Here is a 20,434-nt window from a genome sequence, read left to right as displayed (position 1 = left end):
CACTCCACTTAATTAGGTTGGATTGCTTTAAAATGACTTTCTAACTTTTCCAATGGTATAGCGCCAACAACCTCATCTTGAACTTCACCTTCTGGACTTATAAAAAATGTGTTCGGGATAGGAGAAACGCTATATAAACCCATCACTTCACTTCTTTTATCATGCAGAACAGCAAATGTTAAATTATATTTATCAATAAATTGTTTGATAACCAAATCGCTATTATCTAAGCTAATAGTAACAATCTCAATATCATCCTTATACTCAGGGTACAGCGTCTCCATTAGGGGCAACTGCGCTTCACAAGGCTTGCAATAAGTTGCCCAAAAGTTAAGCACAACTCCTTTACCTTCTAAATCACTAAGTCGAATATGTTCTTGTTCGTAGTTTTCATTTAATTGGGTTAATTCAAAATCAGGAACTTGATTACCTTTTTTAACAGCGCCTTTATCTCTCGTTAAATTCATAATTAATGCAAAGATGACCGCAGCCAAAATAATCACAAGCGTAATCGTTCGAAAAATAAAACGCCTCTTCATTTTCTTTCGTTTATTTTTATGTGCCTGATATAAAGCCATGTCAATAACTCCTTAACAATTTGCCACGAATATTTTCAATAAAGGGGTGATAAAAGGGTCACTTTTACGAAAGGACAGTGTTTATCACTTCAACACCCCCTAAAAAACTAATCCATTTCTTCAATCAGTTCCAATATAAGATCGTAATTTAATGTACCGATTGTTTTCCTATGAATGGTTCCATCCGAATTAACGAAATAGGATGTCGGCAACGCAAAGGCATTATATTCACTTGAGACTTCCGTAGTTTCATCAATTAAAATTTGGAAAGTGATGCCAAATTCCTCAAGAAAGCCTTCTACATCTTCAAAACTTTGTTCAGTTTCAGTCAAGTTAACAGCCAAGATAACAAAATCATGTTCTTCTTCGTGAAGTTTCTGCATATCAGGCATTTCCGCACGACATGGTGGACACCAAGTCGCCCAAAAATTTAATAAAACTTTTTCGCCCTCAAGTTCCGATAATCGCACCGTTTCCCCTTCCACTGTTTCTAATTCAAAATCTGGTGCTTGATCCCCTTCTTCCAGACCTGATGCCCCGTCCGCTTCAAGGGATGGATTATCAACTTCCGTTTCAGATACTGAATCTTTTTTGGCATTGTTACTTATGACAAAATCAGATACAGCCCAACCAACCACCCCTACAACAGCAATAATAATAATCCATCTTTTCACATTTATTCCTCCAGTTTATCCTAATTTCGACATCCACGTTCCATCGACTAAATCAAGTAAAAACTCTGTGATCCGTGGCATGAAACCTGCAAGTAAAACAATCCCCATCACAATCATGATAACGCCGCCAACCCTCATAATCATCTGACTCCGTTTGACAATCCACTTGGTCGATCCAAGGAAAAATGTTAATAATAAAAAAGGAATGATAAAACCGACTACATACATAATCGTGTAAATGACTCCTTGTCCTGGATTACTGGCAGCTAATAATAATATGGAACCAAATATAGGGCCAATGCATGGAGTCCACCCTGCTGCAAAGCCTGTACCTACAAAAAATGTACCGAGATAACTAACATTTGATTTTTTATATTGCAAACGTTTTTCTTTCATTAAGAAATTAATATTTATCCAGCCACCTACGAATAAACCCATCACAATAATAAAGATACCAGCGACTCTCTGTATTAATAACCCAGAATCTCCTGATAACAGTTGTTGAATCCACTGCCCTAAAAAGGATGCGCCAACACCCAAACTGATAAAGATAAGTGAAACACCCAACAAGAAAAAGAATGAATGATTAAGGAGTGTTTTGCGAACCTTTCCTGTTCTTTCTCCTTGTATTTCTTTGACACTCATTCCTGTAATATAAGATAAGTAGGCTGGAAAAATTGGTAAAACACAGGGGGATAAAAAGGAAAGTGCCCCTGCCCCTAATGCCATTATCATTCCCAATAAAAGGAATGTATCTGTTTCTATACCGCCCATTTGTGCACCTTCTTTCTTTTAATGTAAAGATTGTAATAACTAGACCAATAAACTAACGAACAACAAGATTGTATCAAACATCAAAAAGTATGTTTTAATCAAAAGTAAGGTTGTCTTACCTTACTCCATATAGAACATAGCAAGCTAATATGAAAGATTCATGAAAGTGGTTGAAATCCACAAGATTATAGCGTACCAGCTAGACGCTTCACTAGTTTCACTGCTTTGTTAACGGCATAATGTTGGTAATAGTAAAAAAAACCAAAAGTTGAGTTTTTCACTCTAACTTTTGGGGGGCGGTTCAAGCCTAGCTTGTGGAGACTCAGCCGCGCCTGTGGAAAGCGAAGTATTTTTTCCAAAGCGAATAACGCTCACTTAAAACTTTTTGACATTTAATAACCAATACTTAGTTTAGTCCCTGCCTCGTTTTAAAAAATAAAAGTTGCATATTAAATTTAAATCCCGTTCTTTAAATTAATTTTCACACTTAATGGTGACTTCATAAATCAGGACACTACATTTTCTTGCTAAATATTTTCAGGTAACCTAACTGATAAGACAATAATGCAACAATGAAAAGTACGCCCACCATCATGGCAAGAAAAAGCCAATCACGCTTAATGACAGTCATCCGGTGATAATAAGTCCGCTCCCGATTTCCTGTGAAGCCTTTTGATTCCATAGCGATGGCCACCCGTTCCGCTTTCCGGATGCCGTTAGCTAAGAGTGGGATGGAATATCTCTGGAACTGGGTTAGTTTTCCTTTTATCCCTTTCAATCTTCTCATTCCTCTAATCTGATGCGCTTTTCTCAAGATCTGAAGTTCATGCTGGAACACAGGAAGGAAGCGATATCCCGCGATAATTCCATAGGCGATTTTGGGTGGGACTTTGCACTGATGGATTAAACTCATCATAAATTTAGTCGTATCGGTCGTAAAAATAAATAATAATGACATGGCAAAAAAGCAAAGGGAACGAAATGTGATACTGAGACCGGTTTGCAGGCCGCCGACCGTCAATTTCATCACCCAGAATTCAAACAAGACAGTGCCGCCTGAAAATGCTTCATTCGTATACAATGCTGCAGTCCAACCAAAACCTAGAGCAAACAATGCAAATGGAGCAAATAAGCGAATCCACTTTTTAAACGAAATATCTGAAAGGGTAAATGTCACCACAATCAAGAACGTTAAATAAGCGAGCGGTGTGAACACATCATACACGAAACTCAGCAACACGCCAGGAACCAATATGGCAATAAATTTAAAAGTCGGGTTAACAGCTGTCATCATAGGTGAACTTCCTCCCTTGATGCGGGATTCTCTCTATGATACGGCAAGCGTAAGCGTGCTTTTTTCAACAAATCTCCCTGCATCCATAAGTTCTTCGGTTGATCTGAGAATGCAATCATCCCGTCATGCAGTACTAAAATTCGATCAGATAATGAAGCCAATTCCATATCATGTGTTACAAACACGATGGCAATGCCTCTCTCCTTCAAGTCGAGGATCATCTCCATCAAACGGTGTGTCGTGTAGGCGTCCTGTCCAAATGTCGGTTCATCAAAAAGTAGGATATCAGGTGTATCATCAAGCGCTGTTGCGACACTGAGGCGTCTTTTCTGTCCACCACTTAACGAAAACGGGTTCTGGAATTTATGTTCACTCAATTGGAATTGCTCCAGTAAAAATGAAGATGATCGCTGTATTACCTCTTCAGGATAATCATTCAGTTTCATGCCGAAAACAATCTCATCATAAACAGTATCGGTGATGAATTGATGTTCTGGATTCTGAAACACGAATCCCATTTTCTGACGTAATTCACTTTCTTGCCAGAGTTGAAGCGGCTTTCCATGCATTAAGACTTGACCACCCGCCGGTTCTAAAATGCCAGCCATAATTTCAAGCAAGGTGGATTTTCCTGAGCCATTCCGACCAACAATGGATATAAATTCTCCACCTCTTATTTCCAAGTCCACCCCGTTCAATATCGATTTGTTTTTTCTGTTGAAATTTATTCCTTCAACAGTCAATATGTTTTTGGCTGCAGGAGGAATTGGTTGCATTGACCTGGTGAACAATGGGGAGTTATCATACTTTTTTGGTAAAAAAACGCCTTCTTTTTTCAGCAATGCTTTTTTAGCTGTAAAAAGTCTGTCCGGGTGTTCATCAGCCATAAGCCTGCCTTCTTTTCCGAGTAAAAGAAGGCGATCAGTAAATTGGAGCCATTCATCTGCTTGATGATCGATGATCAAGACGGATATTTGCTGCTTTTCCTGGATAGCTTTTACTAGCTGGACAAACTCCCGGGTGGAGGCAGGATCTAAATTGACGGTTGCTTCATCTAGAATGAGCAGTTCAGGTTCGGACAATAAGACTGAAGCCAGTGCGATTTTTTGTTTCTCTCCACCTGATAACTCATGAAGTTTGCTATGTTTGTATGATTCCATACCCACTAACTTGAGCGCCTCTGTTATCATACCGGCCATCTGAGCGGGCGGTGTTTGAAGGTTTTCCAGCGTAAAGGCCAGTTCATCTTCCACATGAATCATGCAAAATTGTGTTTCAGGATCTTGAAACACAATACCGATATGCTGATTAAGCATGCCAGACGGGAACTTCGTAATATCCTTGCCTGAAAAGGTGATGCATCCGTTAGATTCCCCCTCCACTGCCTCTGGATACAACCCGTTAAGGCAGAGGGAGACAGTGCTTTTACCAGAACCGCTCGCCCCCATTAACAACGTAACCTCATCGTGATGTAGCGTGAAATTCAAGTCTATTAAAAGTGGATCATCGATTGATTCATAAGCAAATGAAAAGTTTTCTACTGAAATAAGAGCCGCTTCCTGTGATTCATATTGCTTCGTCTTCACGTTTTTTCTTTTGCTCCTTTCCTAATGCATAGCCGCCGAGCACCCCAGTTTGTGCCAATTTGTCGCTGACCCATTTGCCAAGTAATCCTCCAAGCAATGAACTAGCGATCAAACGGACAACGAGCATGGACACAAGAAGCCACGGAGCGAGTGCCAAGTTACCGCCTGCGAACAGTTGCCAAATAAAGCTAAAAACAGCGCCAGACATCGCAGCCAGAACTAGAGTCCGCTTTTGATAATTCTTCCATTTCGTAAGAGCGAACGGCAATTCTACACCTGCACCCTGAACGAGTCCTGCCAGCATAATTTTTGCTCCTCCGGGAGATCCGGAAAGTATTTCGACTGCAGCGGAAATCAAGCCAACCAACAATGCAGCGCCAGGCTTTCGGATTACATACGCCGCAATGATTGAACCGATAAGCCATAGACCAAAAATAACTTCAAACCCGAATGGCGCGAGGCCGAACGGAGTTAACACATTGCGAATTCCATACCCTAACAGGGAAAAAGCCATATACAACACACCAGCAACCACACTGATGATAGACAACATTACAATTTCTTTCAGTTTCCAGTTTTTAATCATTTGAACCACCCTCTTTTTTTGATGGACTGTTTGCCGATATCGTAAAAGTAAGGCTGAGACGTTGAACCTCTTTTTTTGTATTTGTAAAAAACGCCTCCATTATTTTGAAAATATCATTTACATCGCCATCAAGTCGTGTTGAATAATGATCCGCACTCACCTTGACATTTTCCTTTCTCGCTAAACCCAGTTGTTCATTGATGACATCTATGTAATTGTCACTGCCCATCGGATATAGAGCTATCTTGCAGGCAGCCTGTTGTGAGATATGTTGCATTTTCTTTTTGTTCAGCAGAGCCCCTTCTTTGAATGCATGGATATTTTTATCATGTTCTCCTGCACAGCCAACTGAAAATGTACCGCTCATCGCAACATGGGCGCCGGTACTAGCCGCTTGGAGAAAAATAGCCTGAGTGACATCGAACAAGTGCATCGTTTCCCCCTGGATAAATGTACTCACATCATCTGTTTGCATCGATATATTTGTAGTGTCCACCTCATCCAGTGCTGATAAAATCACCTTTACAAAATCATCGCTCATCGGAAACAAGGTAAACTGACAACCTTCACTCGTAGTACTTGTTGATTTTTTCATCGTTTATCTCCCTTTTAATCATATTAAAAAAACTGCATTCCCCCGAGAGAAATGCAGTCCATGATATATAACATTCATAACATATATGATGTCCTGCACTTCCCCACGCTGGTATTATCCAGATCGGGTGCCAAGGGTCAAGATTATCCTTTCTCAGCCGAACATGCCGGCTCCCCTAGTGCTAGTTTAATTATGCAATTTTTCAACTACTAGATTAAGAGATAATAGCAGCTTTGTCAAGTTCCCTCTGGATTAAAGCTAGTCGGATTCCCTTTTATTTGGAAGATAAATAGACGCTATGTGATTGCTCGAGCCAATGCGGTTTCATCCTAGGCTATGCGGCTTTATCACGTGCTATGCGCCGTCATTTCCTCTTATGCGCCGTCATCTCGTTCTATAGCCCGTCATTTCATTCTATAGCCTTTCATTTCATTCTATAGCCTTTCATTTCATTCTATAGCCTTTCATTTCATTCTATAGCCTTTCATTTCATTCTATAGCCTTTCATTTCATTCTATAGCCTTTCATTTCGTTCTATAGCCTTTCATTCCATTCTATAGCCCTTCATTCCATTCTATAGCCCTTCATTTTAAATTTGCGGGAGGTTCTTTCATCTATTATAGACAAATTTACTGTCGTGAGGCTGCGTGCTTGTTCTGGCTTTCCATTAAAAATCCCCTGTGACGTGCTTGCCACAGGGGAGATTTTCTTACATACACCATCTTACAAATTTTATTGCCATTTTTTAATCAAGTCGTCTGTATTTGCTTTGAGCTTGTTATAAGCTTTTTCAGAAATCAATTCATTTTCTTCTTGATGGTCTAATAGAAGTTTGAATCCTTCCATATGTTTGACAACCTTTTCACCCTTGCCACTCTCTTCGTAATGACTTACTGCAGTCAAATGCAGGGTTAGGGCGCGGGCGCTCTGACTATTGGCGAATGCTCCCGAATCCTCAAGTTGATCAACAAGCTCCTTCATATCGGCTGCGCTTATATCGTCGCTTTCACCTTTTAAATCGACAATACGGTCTTCACGCTCAGGGTCTACAATACCATTGAGATAGTCTTCTTCAACCATATAGTCTCGAAGTTGTTCCCAATCGATTTCTCCAATATCTTTTACACGTCCTTCTTCATAAGCCTTGGCGAATGTTTCAAAACCGTCGCCACCTTGACCCGTGAAGTTGTTCGTTGTGACAAGATATGTTTCATCTAAATCAATTTCAGTAAGCTCACCATCATTGTCAATGGACATGTCAACCACACGTTCGCCCACTTCTTTTGTGCTGTCATATTGGAATTTCATGCCTGATACATGCAAGAATCCGCCATTTTCTGCCGGTGCTTGGCGTACACTGTGTTCAAGAATCTCTTTAATTTCCTGACCAGAAAGTGTAGCAATCACTGGGTCATTTCCAAATGGTAAAACATTAATTACTTCTCCAGTTGTAATTTCCCCTTTTTCAATTGGCGCTCGAATGCCACCACCATTTTGGAAGGAAATCACCGTTTCAGGGTATTTTTCTTGAGCTTTTGCAAGCATCGCATCTGTTACTAGGTTGCCAAGTTCTGTTTCATTCGCACGGACACTATCTGTCCCGTCTCCATCACTTTCGCGTGGGTTGGTTAAGTCCTTCATCGCTTCCGCACCAATTTCCTCTTGATTAATCTCTTCAACCTTTTCTTTGTACTCCGCTAGCACTTCTGTAGCTTCTTCATCAGCTTCATAATTATCGACTTGTAGTAATTCACCTGACTGTCCAATGACCTTACCTTCGTCATCAAAGCAAACGTTAAGTGTACCTAAATACTCCGCATATTCACCAGCCTGAACAATAACAGTAGGATCTTTTTCTTCTCCTGTGTCAGTTTCTTCAACAACAACTGGTTCTGAAAGTTCTGTGTGTGAATGGCCTCCAATGATGATATCGATGCCTTCAACTTCTTCTGCGAGGCGCATATCATTTCCGACTTCCGGAGCACTGTCAAAGCCAATATGATTAACAGCTACAATTTTGTTGATATCAGCATCTTCGAATTCTTGAACTGCTTTTTCTGCAGCCTCTTTAAAGTCTTCGAATTCAACATCCATCGGACTCGCAATATCTTCTGTGTCTTCTGTTGTTAAACCGAAAATACCAATTTTTTCACCATTGACTTCTTTAACAATGCTGTTGTAAATTTCTCCGTTATTAGGATCCGCTACGTTATATTCATTTGTTTCAAGATCCTTCATAAACGGATCCTCAGAAAAGTCAATGTTTGTTCCAAGCAGTGGGAACTGTGCATTTTTCACAAATTCGGATAGAGATTCTTGTCCGCCCTCTTTGTCTCCTAAATCAAATTCATGGTTACCGAATGTCATCGCATCAATATCCATTAAGTTCATTAACGCTAAATCTGCTTGTCCCTTAAACTCGTTAAAATATAGCGTTCCTGAGAAAACATCTCCTGCATTAAATAAGAGAGAATCAGGATGAGCATCACGATACTCATTAATCGCCGTGATCATGTTGGGTAATTTATCAGCACGTGAATGCGTATCGTTCATATGCATAATCGGTAGCTCAAACGTATCATTTTCTTCTTTTTCAAGATCAATTTGCGTAAGTACAGGGTCATGGTCACTGGCGCGGCCATGCATGTCTGTGAAATCAGCATTCACATGGATAAAATCAATTTCAGTTGCTTCTGCAATATTATTTGACACTAGTACATGATCAAATACATGTGAGTTGCCTTGGTAAACATAGCTGTAACGCTCTTCAGCAGGTACTTTATCAGCCATGTTTGTTAACTCTTCACCTTCAAGAATTTGTAATGGCTCTGAGAATTCATAATCATTCATATCTCCAAGTACGACGACATTTTCATCGGGATTATCTTTTTTAACATCTGTTACAAAATCATTCAACTCTTGAGCTAATACTTTTCGTTGCTCCCGACTTCCTAAATTCGGTGGCTGGTTTTGTCCAAAAAACGGATCGTCGCCGAGTTTTGAATTCAAATGATTGGCGACAACAACAATACTCTCACCATTGAATTCAAATTGTGCAGCAAGTGGTTTACGTGTATTTTCAAACACCTCTGGTGAGATACGACCTGGATTAAGTGTTAATTGACCGTCCTCGTAGCCTACTGCGTCATGAGTGCCCCCATGATCGGCGTCCGTCATCGATACGCGCTCAGGGTTGTATAGGAATCCAACACGGATATTTCCTGTCGGTTTTCCACCATCTGCATTATACTCTGGATCAATATTGGCATAGTCGTATGTTGGACCACCTTTTTTCTCAATCTCAGCAATTAAACGTTCATAACTCTGATCAGCTTCAGGTGACTTGGAATCTGAACCATCATTCGCCATTACCTCAACGACACCAATAATATCTGGGCTATTCATTTCTTCAACAAACGCATTAGCGATATTTTGTGCTTTAGAATCAGGTGTTTCACTCCTGTTAGCTGAAAAGTTTTCAACGTTATACGTTGCGACACTTAATTTTTCTTCATCTTTTACGATAGTCGTTTTTCCATCTTCTCTGTCTGCCCCAGTCGCTTCATGAGCTTCTTCGACATCCTCAAGATCAGCATAGACTTTGTAATTTCCAAACCCATAATTCACGACACCTGTTAAGGCTTCGGTAAACTCATCACCGGTTGCCACTTCAAGGTCTCTTGCCGGTCCATTTGGCTGAACCTTAAAATGAATTGCCTGTGCGAGCGGTGCATCACTGGTCAACTGAACACCACCGTTAGTAGTCGGATTTTCTACTTCAAACTCATCTGTCACAACAACAAGGTCACCATGTAATTGCGGGCCGATTGCTCTTGAAGGTGCAACTTCAACACGCATGCCTGCAATGCTTTCCCAGAAATCAATAGCATAGTTTTCCGGTTCAAATACTTCGAAATCCTCACTGCTGATTTCATCAGGAATGCTTTCTGACGTAATTTTTACAGGTTCAGGTAGTTCAACGTCTACTTCTGTGACATCAATGATACCCCCTTGGTCATCACGTGCATTAATCTGTGTTACAGGTAAATCTGTCTGCTCTTTATCGTCATACCCATCGATATAATATTCACTGACTTTACCAGATACTTCAACTAAATCACCGACTGAAACATCTTCCTCTTTACCTGTGTAAACAACAATTCCTTCTGACGTGTTGGGATTGCCATCGTACTTTTCTTCCGGTGTTTGCATGTGGAAGTAGTTACTGCCACGAATATCGTACTTATAGGTGACAACCCCTTCAACGTTATCGACAAGGTCGCCTTCCATTGGAGAAGTATGACTCTCACCTTGAATATCATGAATCATGATTCCTTCTTCAGGGTCATAAACCGTATAGTTGAATTTCGATACTTTACTAGTTTCTAAACCTTCTTTATAGGCGATAGCTTTGATTGTCATGTCTTGGTCAATTGTAATCGCCGACTCATATAATGTGCTGTCCTGATCGGGTTCGCTACCATCTGTTGTATAATAAATATCAGCATCTTCTGTGGATGTTTGAAGGGTAACTTCTTTACCTTCAGGAACTTTTCCTTCCCCTGGTGTAGCTGAGACAGGTTGCACAACAGAAGAATCAGCTATAACATCTGTTTCTGATCTTGGAATGATCTGGAAGTCACCATTAAATTGCGTAACAATTCCAGTGATACTGTCATATTCTCCGCCTTCGTTAAGTCCAAGCGAATTCGTTTCATCGCGGACAACAAATTCGTTTCCGTCTGCATCTTCAGCTGTGAAGTTAGCCCAATCGCCGCCATCTTCCACACCTGTTAATGAGACGTTCTCAACAACTGCCAATTCTGATTCATGGTCTTTTAATTGGCTGCCGTCAAGAGAAAATGCATCAGGTACACCAACGTCTTCATTTTTTTCATCGACATTAGCGTTTTGAATCTGCAACAGGCCATTATGTTTACTTAAGCTACCTATCACAGTAATTTCATCACCAAGTTGAACATCTGATAATACTGGATAGATAGCAATCCCCGCCCCCTCATCTTGGATGTGAAGCGTGTTTTTCAACTTAGCTGTGACGACACCTTTTGTCTTCACGTCACCTTCGTTTTGATCACGTGCTTCTTGGATTGTTTTTAATTCTAAGTCCACTGGCGGCTCTTCGGATTCATCTGCAAAAACCATTTCTGTAGCATCCTTAATTCCGTTATTAGCATGATACGCCTCCATGCTACCAGTGACAATAACCTCTTCACCTAAGTTATCAGGGTTCGTATTTAAACCAAATTCCCCTCTAAATTGTGCTGGTATTTGAACGGATAACATTTTATCAACATTTGATTCATCCTTAGAGTCCGCTATCGCAAAGTTATAATCCTCAGTGAACTCTGATGGATTGTCTGTTACATTATCTTTCCCTTTAACAAATCCAACAATAAAACCTTGCACACTTTGTGTACTACCATCATTATCGAGAGCTATTCCGTCTTCCACCGAAATTGTATCGGTATCAGCAATTGTCTCTGCACTTGCCACCGTTTCTGCTATCGGTGTCAGTAAGCTTAAAATCATTACAAAAATAAGCATGATACTGTAATGTTTTTGGTATAACTTCATCTGCATTTAATCCTCCCCTTTTTTCTCGTTTTACGTATTCTGCAAAACTTTTATTCCAAGTACTGTTCTCTAATACTTCCTTTAAACGACAGCGCTTACATTTTTAACCTGATAACACCTCCACTTTACGGGTTGCTAGATATTCTTATGTCTATTTAATAGTTTACGAGATTTTGATATAAATTAAATAGACCTAATGTCCCTACCCTCGGAGGATAGTGAGCATAAAGTTCTAGTTGTCTGTATTTTGCAAATTTAATTTTAACGAGGCATTTATAAGAGTGATTTGATTGATACCTTTGATGAGTGTCTACGTCTATTGATAAGATTTTTCTATCATACAGATGAGCTGTTCTTGCTATTGGCGTTGAAATGATGCTTTTTTCCGAGTGCCTACTTTCGTTTTCTTTATTTTTCCAATCGTTCCCTTGTTCTAGTCATCTTTACAATTGACGACTAGATTACGGCGTTAATCAGGGTCTTTATTCATGTATCTCAGTCCAAAAAACCATACAACAAAAAAACAACAAAAAGTTTCAAAAAGCGCCAGATATAGACATGATTCAGAATTGTGTCTGTACCTGGCACCGTTTTTTCTATGCGCCTTCATCCGGTTCTATAGCCTTCATCCATCAATAATATAATGGGACAGCGTGCCTGTCCCCCTGTCCCTATCCCCCTGTCCCTAACCAGGCTCAAGGGTGGTTATTTTCTTTTTTTTGACAGTAAGTTTTAATACCTTTACACTCAAACTCTAATCCCATTTCCTAAACAATACAACAAGACTAAATTCATTGTCATGAACATCAGAAGCGACTTTACCACCTTGTTTGTGAACCAGCTGCCTAACAATGTGTAGGCCTAGCCCAAGTTGACCACCAGACCGACTCGTGTCCAATCTATATGTTCTATCAAAAATGCGGTGAAGCTTAGAGTGATCAAGCTCGTCCACGTCATTCTTTACTCGTAATTGCACATATTCATCTTTATCCATTAAGTTAATGGTCACATAGCTTTTGGCATAACGTAACGCATTTTGAATGATGTTGGTTACGATTCGGTTTGTTGCTTTGTTGTCAGCTAAAATAGAGGGGACTTGTTCTTCATCCACCTGTACCTTGAGCCCTCTTTCTTCAAAATCATTATAGAACATTAACATGACTTCGATAATGATTTGATTTAAAAACTGCTCCTCTATAATCAGTTGATTGTCGGATGAATTGATTTGGGAAAGCTCATAAAATAAATCTACCATCATAGTGAGGTTGTCAATTTTCTTTTGAATAATCGACAAAGATTCTTGTCTGTCTTCTTCAGATAATGCTGGATCTGTTAACAACTCCGAAAACCCCTTAATGGATGTCAAAGGGGTTCTTAAATCATGCGAGATATTGGTAATCTCTTGTTTTAATTCTCTTTCTCTCTGTTCTTTTTGTTGCTGATCTTGCTTGAATAAATGAATAAGCCGGTTAATTTTTATAATGAAACGATTGAAGATTTTACTATGGGTAGTAGTACGGACCAATTCATTTGTACCGAAGTCTTCGATAATTTCTTCCAATTGATTGGTCATATTTCTAATTTCCCAATGAAAAACGAGCAGCAGCCCAACGCTAATCGTCAACAGACCTATTAATAGAATAATAATTAACCAGCTACTCACTTTGCCCAACCTCCCTCTATCAATCTATATTTTGTTTAGCGAATCTTCTCGCACCTATGAGTAAGCAAATGACCGAGATAACGATACCTGTTATCCAATAACTTATTTCAAAATGAATTGTTTGGCCCATAAATTTCATAAGATTTTCGGTTAATTGTGTACTTGGTGCGTAATGATACAGTTCATCTAATCCTGACACAGGCTTAAGGAGCGTTCGTAACACATCCCCAGAAATCACAAAAATGAACAGCAACATAATAACGATATAGACTTCACTAACCTTCAGCATCTTCATCGCATGAATCATGAAAAAGCCACTAAGCACGATTGGCAACATATTGAAGCTTGCGATTAGAAAATATCTAACCGAATGTTCTTCACTAGTAAAAAGATTCTCTCCTAACCCAATCATTAATAGTAAACCGATCACACATACCACCAAAAAGTAACTCAAAGTCAGGATAAGTTTTGACCAAAAAATAGTGTTTCTGGAGATGCCAAAAGAGACGGATTGTTTGATTAATGACATATCCTTACCTGTAAGGGCTAAATTAAATAGAAGAGCAACAATAAGAATGAGTGCGGTGTTGCCAATGACATTTGAATAGAAAAATGAACTTGTTGCGTAAGGGAAACTTGATTCGTACTGCCCAGAAAAATACAAGACAGCCGCTGCTGCGGTAATTAACACTAAGCAGATCACAGTGGTGATATGAAGGCTCTTTTTACGCATTAAACGGTATCTCTCGCTTTTCATATAATTCATCATCGGTCATCACCCACTAACCCCAAGAAATACTCTTCCAAATTCAATGATTCTATCCGAAATTCCATAACTAATACACCATTGTCAATTAAAAGTCGATTAATTTCACCACTCGCTTCTATATAGTTTTGTATGGTCACCGTATCGTCTGGCAAGACCTTATAATCAATATCCTCATATGTTTGTTCTAATAGTCGCGCCGTTTTTGCGGGGTCATCGACTTTTAGTTGAATTTGTTTTCTACTCTTGTCATCCAGGGATTCCTTACTTACATCATCGACAATGACACCGTTTTTTATAAACACAAAACGTTTTGCCAGCAATTGTAGTTCCGTTAAAATATGGCTGGAGACGAGAATTGTAATTTGTTTTTCCTGGTTTAATTTCAATAATAATGTACGTACTTCTCTAATCCCTTCTGCATCCAATCCATTAATCGGCTCATCCAATACGAGACAGTCTGGACTTCCTAAGAGGCAAAGGGCGATGCCTAATCTTTGTTTCATACCCATCGAATAATCCTTGAAACGCTTCCTCTTTTGATTAGCTAAACCAACAATTTGCAACACCTCATAAATGCGTTTCTTTTCAACCACACCTCGCTGAATTCGAAAGTATTCCAAGTTTTGAGTTGCAGTGAAATCCGGGAAAAATTCTGGTGTTTCTATCATAAATCCCATTCTCTTTCTGGCTTGGACCGCCCCTTCACCAGATTTGCCAAATAGGTGAATATGCCCTGATGTTGGAAATAATTGTCCGGCTAGAACTTTAAAAAAGGTTGATTTGCCAGCACCATTTTTACCAATTAACGCACAAATTCCTCCTTTTCTTAATGTAAAATCAAGAGGTTTAATCACTTCATCTTCTTTAAATGTTTTAGTTAACTGATAGGTTTGGATCATCGTATTCATCTTATCAACTCCCTTAACTCAAGTGTCTTAATATATGTAGTATAGCTTAGGAGTCTTTAATTTGTTTTAAGCAAAACATAAAGAATTCATAAAGAAATTAAACGAGCATGAACCCTACTCCCCAAATAGTTTTTATATACTCTTCATTTGTGGCTTTGGCGATTTTTTTACGTAAATTGGAGACATGCACACTAATTGTATTATCATCACCCAAATAAGGCCCTGTCCAAATTTCCTCGTATATTTTCCTCTTGGAAAAAGCGCGTTCTGGATGACTGATAAACAATGACAGAATATCAAATTCTGCCTTGGTCAACTGCAGTTCCTTGTTTTCTAAAGACACCGTTTGGCTTTCTGGATTTATTTTTAGACCACGCCATACTTTCTCAACCGTTTGTGATGATCGAACACCTGATTTGCGTAACTGAACTTCTACTCTAGCTAAAACTTCTTGTTGGTTAAATGGCTTTGTTATGTAATCATCTGCCCCCATTTTTAACACTTCAATTTTATTCTCTATATCAACTTTAGCTGAAATAACAATAATTGGAATCATACTCTTTTCCCTAATTTTACTTATGAACTCTTCCCCACTCATCCCAGGTAACATCAAGTCCAGTAAAATTAAATCATATGTATTATTTTCTAATTGCAATAAACCTTCCGTACCAGAATAAGCCGGCACAGCCACCACACCTGATTTTGTTAAAATCATGCTCAATAACTTATTAATTTCTTGATCATCTTCAATCACTAAAACTTTCTTATCTTCATACATAATCGTCACCCATCTTTAAATACATTGTCTATATATTATTATCCCTAATCTACATTATTGGCTAAGTCTTATATTACCATTTAAAAGAGGGATCTGTCTGATGACACTCTTTATATTTGTCTTGCCCAAGCATTTAAAAGTTTTGTATTAAGATGTAATTTTTTATCAGTAAATTGATTTAGCAGTTGATCATATCGCTTTTTGTCAAAATAAAAAAAGGCAACCACTAATAGGTCAACCCTTTCACCCCTTAAAAAAGGCCGTCTCGTCTGCCAGCTTTCACCGACAACAAGACAGCCTTTATATTTTTTCCCTAACTCAATACGGGTCGGACTCACGGCTCTTTTCCACAGCATCTATTGTTGCTTCATTCGCAGCTAGCGAACTTTGTCCATATTTTGATTGACCGGACTCTCGACCTGGAATGTTGTTCCCCGTTTCCATACCTTCAAGTTCTTTCATTTTCGCCTCGATACCTTTCTTCACACGACGGCCGTAATCTTCATCCGCTTGTGTGAAATGCTCAATCATCGCATTTTGAACTTTCTCATCACATACAGCAAGCGCTTCGGATAAATTCTTAATCAATTCTTCACGTTCCCAATCTTCGAAGCTGCGGTACGTATGACCAGCCTGCCCATAATTATTCGGACGATCAATAGGCGCACTCATGGCAGCTGCGTTAAAAGTAGGACGATGTGGCGGTAGCTGCTCATCCGCTTCTTTATACCCACCGAGCATAGAAGGCTCATAATTAATATGTTTATCTTCCTCGAACTGCTCCGGATCGCGGAAATCCATTTGCCCTCGACGCTGGTTTGTCCGCACTTCAGTTTGAGGTGCGTTAACAGGGAGCTGCAAATAATTCGAGCCAACTCGATAACGCTGTGTGTCAGAATAGGAGAATGTACGGCCTTGCAGCATTTTATCATCTGAAAAGTCCATCCCATCAACAAGCACTCCCGTACCAAAAGCAGCTTGTTCTATCTCCGAGTGGAAATCAACTGGATTCTGGTCTAGCACTAAACGACCTACTGGCAGCCACGGGAATTTATCTTCAGGCCACAGTTTCGTATCGTCAAGCGGATCAAAATCAAGTTCAGAGTGATAATCATCTTCCATAATCTGAACAAACAGTTCCCACTCAGGATAATCACCACGATCTATTGCTTCGTATAAATCTTGTGTCGCGTGACCGACATTTTTTGCCTGAATTTTACTCGCTTCTTCCTGTGTTAAATTACGAATACCTTCCTTAGGTTCCCAGTGATATTTGACCAATACAGATTCACCTTTGTCGTTCACCCACTTATACGTGTTTACTCCGGAACCTTGCATATGGCGATATGTAGCCGGAATTCCCCAAGGGGAGAATAAGAAAGTGATCATATGAGTCGCTTCAGGCGTGCGAGAAACAAAGTCAAACATTCGCTGTGGATGGGGAACGTTTGAAGATGGGTCAGGTTTAAACGCATGAATCATATCAGGGAATTTCATTGCATCTCGAATGAAGAAAATCTTCAAGTTATTTCCTACAAGATCCCAATTTCCATCTTCTGTATACATTTTCACCGCAAAGCCGCGTGGATCTCGCTCTGTCTCAGGAGAATCTTTGGCACCAGCGACTGTAGAGAAACGTACCATTAACGGCGTCTTCTTTCCGGCACCTGAGAAAACTTTAGCTCGTGTATACTTCTCAACCGGTTCATTTCCAACTTTCCCATATGTTTCAAAATAACCAAATGCACCCGTTCCTCGAGCATGTGCAATTCGCTCTGGAACCTCTTCTCGATTAAAATGAGATATTTTTTCAATGAAATGATAATTTTCTAAAGTAGCTGGCCCCCGGTTACCAATTGTCCGAATGTTTTGATTATCTGTAACCGGCCTGCCTTGGCGTGTAGTCAATGTCTTACGATGTCTATCTTGTTTATTTTGAGCCTTATTATTTTCGTTCTTTTCCATATTGACATCCTCCCTAAAAATAGATATCTTTATCTTCTACCTTTAAACAGGAATTTATACAATATTACGACCATGGTTGAATATAGTGGATTTCTTCACAACTCATGCCACTATTAACCTATAATGAAAGTTATTCAGGGAAAAAGATTAGGCATATTCATTGATTCACGAGCAACATTTTATGTACATTAGCTAGTATGAATTTATTAATTATAGAGAGGATTACTTTATGGAAAATACGTTTAATAGAAAACCAATTATTATATTACTTTTGTCTGGTGGTTTCATATCCATATTAAATCAAACATTAATGATAACTGCCATTCCACCGATTATGAAGGAAATGGGAGTTAGCGCGAATACTGGACAATGGCTAACGACTATTTTTATGCTTGTTAATGGAATTATGATCCCTATTACTGCATTTTTAATTGAAAGGTATACGACCAGACAGTTATTTACCACCGCTATGAGTGTGTTTACACTAGGTACATTGTTTTCTGCCATTGCGATTGATTTCAATACATTGATTATTGGGCGCATCATCCAATCGATTGGAGCAGGAATCATGATGCCTTTAATGCAATCAGTGTTTTTACTAATGTTCCCTGTTAGAAAACGCGGTATGGCTATGGGTCTTGTTGGACTGGTTATTTCGTTTGCCCCTGCTATTGGTCCGACGATTTCTGGCTGGATTATTACCACTTTTTCTTGGAGAGCGGTATTTTATATTATATTACCGATTGGAATTTTAGAGGTTCTAATCGGACTTAAAGTGATGAGAAATGTGACGACTTTGACTTATCCAAAACTAGATATCTTGTCTATCATTCTATCTTCCTTTGGTTTTGGTGGCTTACTATATGGTTTTACAAGTGCTGGAAATAATGGTTGGGGAAGTATGATTACGATTATTTCACTTGTTATTGGTGTACTAGCCCTCACTTTATTTATACTAAGGCAGCTTCGTTTGAAGGTCCCAATGCTTGAGTTTCGTGTATTCAAAAACCCTATATTTACGTTATCTGTTATTCTACCTATGATTGCATTTTTGGGGTTAATTGGTACGGAAACTTTAGTTCCCTTATATATGCAAAACATGCGCGGATTTTCTGCGATGGAATCGGGTATCGCCATTTTGCCCGGAGCATTGATCAATGGAATGATGTCACCCATTACTGGAAAAATATTTGACCGATACGGAGCGAAATGGTTATCTATCATTGGATTTATTATTATAACAGTGAGTACATTAGCTTTTACCAATTTAGGGATAGGCACTTCTATGCTGACGGTTATGATTTTATATGCTATCCGCATGTTCGGCATTTCTATGGTCATGATGCCCGCAACAACTGCTGGATTGAATCAACTTAAAGAGAGTTTAATTCCGCATGGCGTTGCTATGACAAATACACTACGTCAAGTTGCCGCTTCCATTGGTACAGCTGTCCTTGTTACCGTGATGACCATCACTACGACAGCATCGCAATCTAATCCCAACATCGATAATCCATCGATACACGGTGTTAATGTTGCCTTTATCGTTTTGACATTTATTTCAGCTATAGGTATTGTGCTCAGTTTCTTTATTGATAAATCTAAAAGTGAATAAAAAGTTTAAATCCCATCACGAGGATCAGCTCACAAAAGTAACCAACCAGAATGCATTTAGGCGTTCAATGGTCGGTTACTTTTTTGTAGATTTCCTTGCATATCCTATATTCTGTTTCAATTTCTATATTTCTCACCTACTTTCCATTCACAAATAATAGAGAGTTGCTCGTCATTTAGTTGTCCTGTAATCTTTCCATTCATTTTTTCCATAAAACTCTTCGCAATCGACAAACCTAGGCCTGTATTATTGCCTAATCGAGATTGATCAGCCATATAAAATCGATCAAACATTTGATTAACATCTTGTTCAGTTAATGTTTGAGCCTCATTCTTAATAACGAGGCTTGCTATAGCATCTTTTTCTTCAAGGCTAATAACAATATTACCCTCTGAGTGGGTAATTGCATTGGACACTAAATTTTCAATGACTCTTGTTACAGCTGAATTATCTGAGATTATGATAACATCATATTCTGGCATATGAACAACGGGCTTCATGTTTTTCTCATTAAAGCGGTCATAGAAACTCATTAATACATCAATTGCTACATTCTTTATATTAATTCGTTCAGATTTCAGATGATGATCCGCGGATTCAATGACACTCAACTCAAAGAAATCCTTTAACAGTATCTCCAGTCTTTTGGCTCGATTTTTTGCAATCAATAGCCATTCTTTCTTTTCATCATCTGAAACGTCTTCATCTTCAGCGAGCTGAAGATATCCTATGATAGAAGTTAATGGTGTTCTCAAATCATGAGACATATTGGCAATTGCTTGTTGTTGCTCATGTTCGAAATGAACTCTTTTTCGATTTTCGGTCACGTACAGATCCATAAGTTTATTGATTTCCAGTCCTAAGTTTTCGATATCTTTATCCAAAAGAGTGATATTTATTTTTTTATTTGTATATCGATTATTATACATTTGCAGCTGTTTGCTAATCTTTTTCACTTCTTTTTTTAAAGCAAATAAACGAGCGATTAAAAATACTGTCACTAAAAATAACATGATTATTGTTATGGTTGAATACAACATTTTCCACACCCGCT

15 protein-coding genes and 1 riboswitch are annotated in these 20,434 nt (G+C 39.0%); of the genes, 1 reads left to right on the top strand and 14 read right to left on the bottom strand.

The window, feature by feature from the left end:
* Nucleotides 1–8 precede the first annotated feature (8 nt).
* The 13 genes from resA to KQI49_RS09650 form a co-directional block, all read right to left on the bottom strand.
* The gene (gene resA / locus KQI49_RS09710; protein ID WP_216488396.1) at nt 9–578 is read right to left on the bottom strand and encodes a thiol-disulfide oxidoreductase ResA; all 570 of its coding nucleotides are present in this window, start codon (nt 576–578) and stop codon (nt 9–11) included.
* A 107-nt stretch (nt 579–685) separates the two neighbouring features.
* The gene (locus KQI49_RS09705; RefSeq protein WP_216488394.1) at nt 686–1,252 is read right to left on the bottom strand and encodes a TlpA family protein disulfide reductase; all 567 of its coding nucleotides are present in this window, start codon (nt 1,250–1,252) and stop codon (nt 686–688) included.
* Nucleotides 1,253–1,267: 15 nt separating this feature from the next.
* Entirely contained in the window at nt 1,268–2,026 is a 759-nt protein-coding gene (locus KQI49_RS09700) for a cytochrome c biogenesis CcdA family protein (RefSeq protein ID WP_216488392.1), read from the bottom strand.
* A gap of 514 nt (nt 2,027–2,540) precedes the next feature.
* Nucleotides 2,541–3,320, bottom strand: coding sequence for an energy-coupling factor transporter transmembrane component T family protein (locus KQI49_RS09695; protein ID WP_216488390.1), 780 nt, complete (start codon nt 3,318–3,320; stop codon nt 2,541–2,543).
* Entirely contained in the window at nt 3,317–4,906 is a 1,590-nt protein-coding gene (locus tag KQI49_RS18910; protein WP_371817546.1) for an ABC transporter ATP-binding protein, read from the bottom strand. The genes KQI49_RS09695 and KQI49_RS18910 overlap by 4 nt, the downstream gene beginning before the upstream one ends.
* Nucleotides 4,887–5,489, bottom strand: coding sequence for an ECF transporter S component (locus tag KQI49_RS09685; RefSeq protein ID WP_371817548.1), 603 nt, complete (start codon nt 5,487–5,489; stop codon nt 4,887–4,889). The genes KQI49_RS18910 and KQI49_RS09685 overlap by 20 nt, the downstream gene beginning before the upstream one ends.
* The gene (locus KQI49_RS09680) at nt 5,485–6,087 is read right to left on the bottom strand and encodes a Ykof family thiamine-binding protein (RefSeq protein WP_216488386.1); all 603 of its coding nucleotides are present in this window, start codon (nt 6,085–6,087) and stop codon (nt 5,485–5,487) included. The genes KQI49_RS09685 and KQI49_RS09680 overlap by 5 nt, the downstream gene beginning before the upstream one ends.
* An 83-nt stretch (nt 6,088–6,170) precedes the next feature.
* Nucleotides 6,171–6,274: riboswitch (TPP riboswitch) on the bottom strand.
* A 545-nt stretch (nt 6,275–6,819) separates the two neighbouring features.
* Nucleotides 6,820–11,688: a 5'-nucleotidase C-terminal domain-containing protein gene (locus KQI49_RS09675; RefSeq protein ID WP_253286757.1), complete on the bottom strand. Its 4,869-nt coding sequence runs from the start codon at nt 11,686–11,688 to the stop codon at nt 6,820–6,822.
* A gap of 748 nt (nt 11,689–12,436) precedes the next feature.
* Entirely contained in the window at nt 12,437–13,345 is a 909-nt protein-coding gene (locus tag KQI49_RS09670; RefSeq protein ID WP_216488384.1) for a sensor histidine kinase, read from the bottom strand.
* A 19-nt stretch (nt 13,346–13,364) separates the two neighbouring features.
* On the bottom strand, nt 13,365–14,111 hold the full coding sequence (locus KQI49_RS09665) for an ABC transporter permease (RefSeq protein ID WP_253286756.1): 747 nt from the start codon (nt 14,109–14,111) through the stop codon (nt 13,365–13,367).
* Entirely contained in the window at nt 14,111–15,022 is a 912-nt protein-coding gene (locus KQI49_RS09660) for an ABC transporter ATP-binding protein (RefSeq protein WP_216488381.1), read from the bottom strand. The genes KQI49_RS09665 and KQI49_RS09660 overlap by 1 nt, the downstream gene beginning before the upstream one ends.
* A gap of 97 nt (nt 15,023–15,119) precedes the next feature.
* A complete protein-coding gene (locus tag KQI49_RS09655) occupies nt 15,120–15,800 on the bottom strand; it encodes a response regulator transcription factor (protein WP_216488380.1) in 681 nt (226 codons plus the stop codon).
* A 318-nt stretch (nt 15,801–16,118) separates the two neighbouring features.
* Nucleotides 16,119–17,765, bottom strand: a complete 1,647-nt coding sequence (locus KQI49_RS09650; RefSeq protein ID WP_216488379.1) for a catalase — start codon at nt 17,763–17,765, stop codon at nt 16,119–16,121.
* 229 nt (nt 17,766–17,994) lie between these two features.
* Here KQI49_RS09650 and KQI49_RS09645 point away from each other — a divergent pair, with 229 nt between their 5' ends.
* A complete protein-coding gene (locus KQI49_RS09645) occupies nt 17,995–19,380 on the top strand; it encodes an MDR family MFS transporter (RefSeq protein WP_216488378.1) in 1,386 nt (461 codons plus the stop codon).
* A 116-nt stretch (nt 19,381–19,496) separates the two neighbouring features.
* Here KQI49_RS09645 and KQI49_RS09640 read toward each other — a convergent pair whose 3' ends face one another.
* Nucleotides 19,497–20,420, bottom strand: coding sequence for a sensor histidine kinase (locus tag KQI49_RS09640; RefSeq protein ID WP_216488377.1), 924 nt, complete (start codon nt 20,418–20,420; stop codon nt 19,497–19,499).
* Nucleotides 20,421–20,434 lie beyond the last annotated feature (14 nt).

Source organism: Virgibacillus sp. MSJ-26, assembly GCF_018918075.1.
Taxonomy (GTDB): domain Bacteria; phylum Bacillota; class Bacilli; order Bacillales; family Amphibacillaceae; genus MSJ-26.
Note: the sequence above shows the minus strand (reverse complement) of the source record. Positions and strands in the feature narration are given on the sequence as shown.